Raw genomic sequence first — 4563 nt, 5'->3', positions numbered from 1 at the left:
CGGACGGCCGGACCCCGAGTGCCGCCGCGGCCACCGGATGCAGGAACGTCCGGATGGCGCCGGAGGGGACCGCGGCCGGCCACCACTGGCGGGGGCGGAGCAGTTGCCCGCGGTACCGCGCGAGCGCCGGGGTGACGGACAGTGTCGCGGTCCGGTCGCGGAAGTAGGCGTCGAAGTCCTCGACCGTCGCGGGCAACGGCGTGTCGGAGATGCCGTAGGCGCGGTACCACCTGCAACACGACGCGTAGAGCGACCGGCGTTCCTCGGCGTCCAGTGGACCGCGGAACCTCGTGATGGTCTCGAAGAGGGAGTCCACGTACGTGGCGTGTTGGAAGTGGAAGACCTGCGGGTCCAGCGAGTGGTAGCGCGTGCCGTCGGCGTCGGATCCCCTGATCGTGTCGTGCGTGACCACGATGCGCCTCGGTATCCAGGACTCCGGATGCGGGTCGAACGCCATGTCGATCGTCGGGGGGACCGAACGCTGCTTGTGCAGCCAGACGAAGCCCGGGGAGGGCGAGTGCTCGAGGATCGCCGCACTGATCGCGGGGTGCATCAGCTGCAGTGACACCGCGCGGGGCAGCATGAACAGGAACTGCCGGGACCGGAGGTGCTCGAGGAGTCCGGGTTCCGGGGTGGCCGCGCCTGTCATGGGTGGTCCCGCCTCTCCGTTCCGCCGGTGAGGCTAGTGGGCGAGCGCCGGAAAGTGGGGCACGACGTGGTCGGCCAGCTCGTGGACGACCTCACGGATCGGCCGGCGGGACGCCGCGACCCCCAGCAGGACGTGATTGACCCCGATCCCCCGCAGGTCCGTCAGGTGCTCGACCAGACGCCGGTGACCGATCCGGAATCCGAAGCTGATCGGCGAGGCCGCCTCGTCCGGGTCCTCGGCCAGGTCGATCTGGAGCGATTGCGCGAAGGGACTGAACACCTCGTCGTCGTCGTCGGATCCTCCCTCCCGACTCTCTGTCACCACCTCGCGCCACCGCGCGGCGGTCCGGCGCTGCGCGTCGAAGTCACGCGGATAGGTCAACCACCCGTGCCCGTGCGCGGCCAGGTACGCGATGCTCTGCTGACATGAGCCGGTCATGATCACCGGCACCGACGAGGCGGTGGGCTTGGGGACCACGTCCGCGCTGTGCATCCACCCCCCTGACCAGCGGATCCCGCGCATCTCGGTGGTGAGGGCGTGGGTCATCACCGTGAGGTTCTCCCGGAACCTCTCCCCCCGCCGCCCCTGCTCCAGTCCGAACGCCCGGAACTCCTCCGGCCGGTCGCCGGAGGCCACACCCAGCAGGAACCGACCGCCGGAGAGACGGTCCAGGCTGGCCGCCGACTTGGCCACGTGCAGTGGATGGCGGACGGGGAGCACGACGGCCGCCGTCCCCAGGGCGATCCGGCTGGTGTGTGCGGCCACGTACGTGAGGAACACCCACGGGTCGTAGATCTGGCCCACGTCGCCGAACGACGGGACGCGGAGCGGGATGTCCCGGGCGTAGAGGGCGGCGAACCCTCCGGCCTCCACGGCCCGGGCGACCTCGACCTGGTCGGTGATGTCCGAGCCGTCTAACCGGTCGGCGCGCGTCCGCAGCGGGAAGCCAAGGCCCAGGGTCAGTCTCCCCGCGCCGAACGTGCGACGGTAGCCCGGAAGCCGCCGGGGGTCTCCGTCGGACATATCGAGCGGCGAGGTGGTCATGTGCCCCACCCTCGCACGATCCGGTCGACGCCGGTCGACGGCCTCGCGCGCGCCCCGCTCCACTAAGCTCTCCTTCATCAACCTAGCGAGAGGCCGGACGTGACCACCACCATCCTGGCCGCCGAGGCGTCCCCCACCGAGCTCGTCTCCCTCTTCTGGATCGTCCTGGCCGTCTGGGCGGCACCGGTGCTCTCCGGGTTCACCCGCTCGTTCATCCCGGGCGTGGTGCTCCTCCTGGTGGGCGGGATGGTGATCGGCCCCAACGGTCTGGGCCTGGCGGTGGAGTCCGGCGGGGTCGCGCTCCTGGCCGAGCTCGGGCTGGGGATGCTGTTCCTGTTGGCCGGATTCGAGCTCGAGGTCTCCACCCTCACCGGACGCAGCGGACGACGGGCGGCCGGGACCTGGGCCGTCAGCCTGATCCTGGCAGCCGGGGTGGGGTGGATGGTCTCGGGCCGCTGGGAGACCGCGGTGGCGATCGGGCTCCTGCTCACCTCCACGGCCATCGGGACCCTGCTGCCCATCCTCAAGGGCTCCGGCCACGAGAGCACCCCCGTCGGCCGGGCCGTCCTCACCCACGGCGCGGTGGGGGAACTCGGGCCGATCCTGGTGATGGCGGTGCTGCTCGGCACCCGCAGCATCGAGTCCTCCATCGCGGCCGTCGGGCTGTTCCTGCTGGCCGCGCTGGTGATCCTGGCGGTGCCGGCCCGACTGCTCCACATCCCCGCGCTCGGTCGGGCGCTCCTGCAGGGCACCACCTCCACCGGTCAGCTGGCCATGCGCACGGTGATCCTGCTCCTGGCCACCATGATGGTCGTGGCCACGGTGTTCGGTCTGGACGTGGTGCTCGGGGCCTTTGCCGCCGGCATGATCCTGCGGCGGCTGGTCGACTCCCTCGGGGCACACCTGCGCGGCGGTGGCGAGACCCCGGACCGCGGTCTCGCCGCGATCCTGCTCCGTCAGCTGGAGACCGTCGGCTACACCCTGTTCATCCCGGCCTTCTTCGTGGTGTCGGGGATGGACATCGACCTCGGGGCCGTGGCGGCGACGCCGTGGGTGCTGGTGGCGGCCGTGGTGAGCATGCTCGTCATCCGCGGCGGAGGGGTGTGGCTGGGCGAGACCGTCACCCGCGCGAGCCCCGGGCTGGACGGTCCGCGGGAACGGGCGAGGGTGGGTCTCTACGCGGCCACCGGCCTCCCGATCATCGTGGCGGTCACCCAGGTCGCGGTAAACAACGGCTTGATGACAGGCGAGATCTCCTCCGTCCTGGTGGCGGCCGGGGCGGTCACCGTCCTGCTGTTCCCCCTCCTGGCGGAGGTGGTGCGGGCCGGAGCCCCGGCTCGCCGACCGGGCGACGCGCCCCCGTTTCCGGAGGAGCCCGTCGCACCGGGGTCACTAGGGAACGACGACGACGACGCGAACGGCGTCCGGTGAGGCCCGGCGTCTGCAGTGGGACCCGGGCAGCGGGCTCCGGGTCGTCCGCCTAGCGGCCAGAGGTCGTCTCCTGGGACTCGCGCCTGGGAAGGACGGTCGGCATCAGTACCCGGGGCCCGTGGGCCAACAGCAGACCCGCGGCCAGCGCGCCGAGGCCACCCGCGGCCATGTCCCCGATCGTGTCGTCGAGGGTCACGTAGATCCGGTCCGTCAGGTAGGCGTAGCCGAACCACTCCACCATCTCCCACAATGCGCCCAGGGCCAGACCGAAGGTGGTCGTGAGCACCACCGCCGCCACGGCCGGGACGCCCCTGTCGCCAGGCGTCGGAACGATCCCGCGGTGCGCGAGGAACAGATAGGTCACCACCGCCAGGGCCCCGGCGCACACGAAGTGGACCACGATGTCCCACCACCAGATCCGCGTGTACAGGTCGAAGACGTTGCTCCAGGCCGCTACGAGCACCGTGACCGACACCGCGGTATCCGCCCACGGCCTCATCCCGACGAAGCGCGGGAGCATCAGGCCGGGCAACGCGAACGCGACGATGGCCGCGTCCGTCAGACCGTGGAGCAACAGGGCCACCAGGACGCTGAGGGTCCCGAGGATCCGCAGAGCGTCCGCCGCCATCCGCGCGCGGCTCTCCGCGGGTCGCAGGAAGTTGTCGATCACGTGTCGACACCTCCTTCGTCGAGACCCACGACGGCGTGGACGGGCAGATGGTCCGACGCCCACACACCGCCGGGCCGCAGCGGGTTGACCGCGGCGTGGGTGACCCTAAATGCTGACGAGGCGAGTATCCAGTCGATGCGCGACCCCTGCCGTCGGGGCGCGCGGTAGCCGGCGTACGTTCCCCACTCCTCACTCGCGCGGGTCCGCGCACCGTGCCAGCTGTCGACCAGGGTGCCGTCCCGGACCAGCTCGCGGACCGCCGCGCCGGCCGGGCCCGTATTGAGGTCGCCGGTCACCACGGTCGGCGACCCCGCGGCGGACACCAGATCTCCGATCACCCGTGCCGACCGGAGACGGGAACGCGCTGAGAAGGGGTCGAGGTGGGTGTTGATCACGAGGAAGTTCCGCGAGGTCCCACGATCACGGAACATCGCCGACACTAGGACCCGGGGGACGAGGTTCCCCCAGGACACCGACCCCGCGCGGGTGGGTTGATCGGAGAGCGCGATCTGGTTCCACTCGAGCAGCTCGAGCCTGCCCGAGTCGTAGAAGATCGGCGAGGCCTCGCCGCCCCCGTCGGCGCCCCGACCGCGACCGACGACGTCGTACCCGGGTCCGAGGGCATCGAGCATGACCGTGGCCTGCTCACGCAACACCTCCTGGGCGCCGAGCACCGTCGGCCGCTCGGCTGCCAGGAGCGCCCGGACCGCTGGGGCGCGCCGACTCCACCGGTCGGACGGGCGCGCCACCACGGCCGGGACCGGACGGC

5 protein-coding genes are annotated in these 4563 nt (G+C 71.5%); 1 reads left to right on the top strand and 4 read right to left on the bottom strand.

Annotated elements, in window-relative coordinates; genetic code table 11:
• On the bottom strand, positions 1-649 hold a 649-nt coding region (locus tag G6027_RS09070; protein ID WP_182636887.1), incomplete at its 3' end, for an oxygenase MpaB family protein.
• A gap of 33 nt (positions 650-682) precedes the next feature.
• On the bottom strand, positions 683-1693 hold the full coding sequence (locus G6027_RS09065) for an LLM class oxidoreductase (RefSeq protein ID WP_206682482.1): 1011 nt from the start codon (positions 1691-1693) through the stop codon (positions 683-685).
• Positions 1694-1792: 99 nt separating this feature from the next.
• On the opposite strand from G6027_RS09065, the gene G6027_RS09060 reads away from it, so the two are divergent.
• Positions 1793-3124 (top strand): cation:proton antiporter, encoded by a 1332-nt coding sequence (locus G6027_RS09060; RefSeq protein WP_346995670.1) that lies wholly within the window; start codon positions 1793-1795, stop codon positions 3122-3124.
• Between the two features lie 49 nt (positions 3125-3173).
• Here the strand turns inward: G6027_RS09060 and G6027_RS09055 are convergent, their stop codons facing one another.
• Both G6027_RS09055 and G6027_RS09050 read right to left on the bottom strand, forming a co-directional pair.
• Positions 3174-3794, bottom strand: coding sequence for a hypothetical protein (locus tag G6027_RS09055; RefSeq protein ID WP_182636886.1), 621 nt, complete (start codon positions 3792-3794; stop codon positions 3174-3176).
• Positions 3791-4563 (bottom strand): endonuclease/exonuclease/phosphatase family protein (locus tag G6027_RS09050; protein ID WP_187702751.1); only part of this gene is annotated, 773 nt, incomplete at its 5' end. The genes G6027_RS09050 and G6027_RS09055, both read right to left, overlap by 4 nt.

Origin of the sequence: Dietzia sp. SLG310A2-38A2 (assembly GCF_014145095.1) — a bacterium.
Taxonomy (GTDB): Bacteria; Actinomycetota; Actinomycetes; order Mycobacteriales; family Mycobacteriaceae; genus Dietzia.
Note: the sequence above shows the minus strand (reverse complement) of the source record. Positions and strands in the feature narration are given on the sequence as shown.

Excerpts from the sequence above, each read along its gene's own strand:
- G6027_RS09065 (WP_206682482.1), bottom strand. The coding sequence starts at position 1,693 with ATGACCACCTCGCCGCTCGATATGTCCGACGGAGACCCCCGGCGGCTT.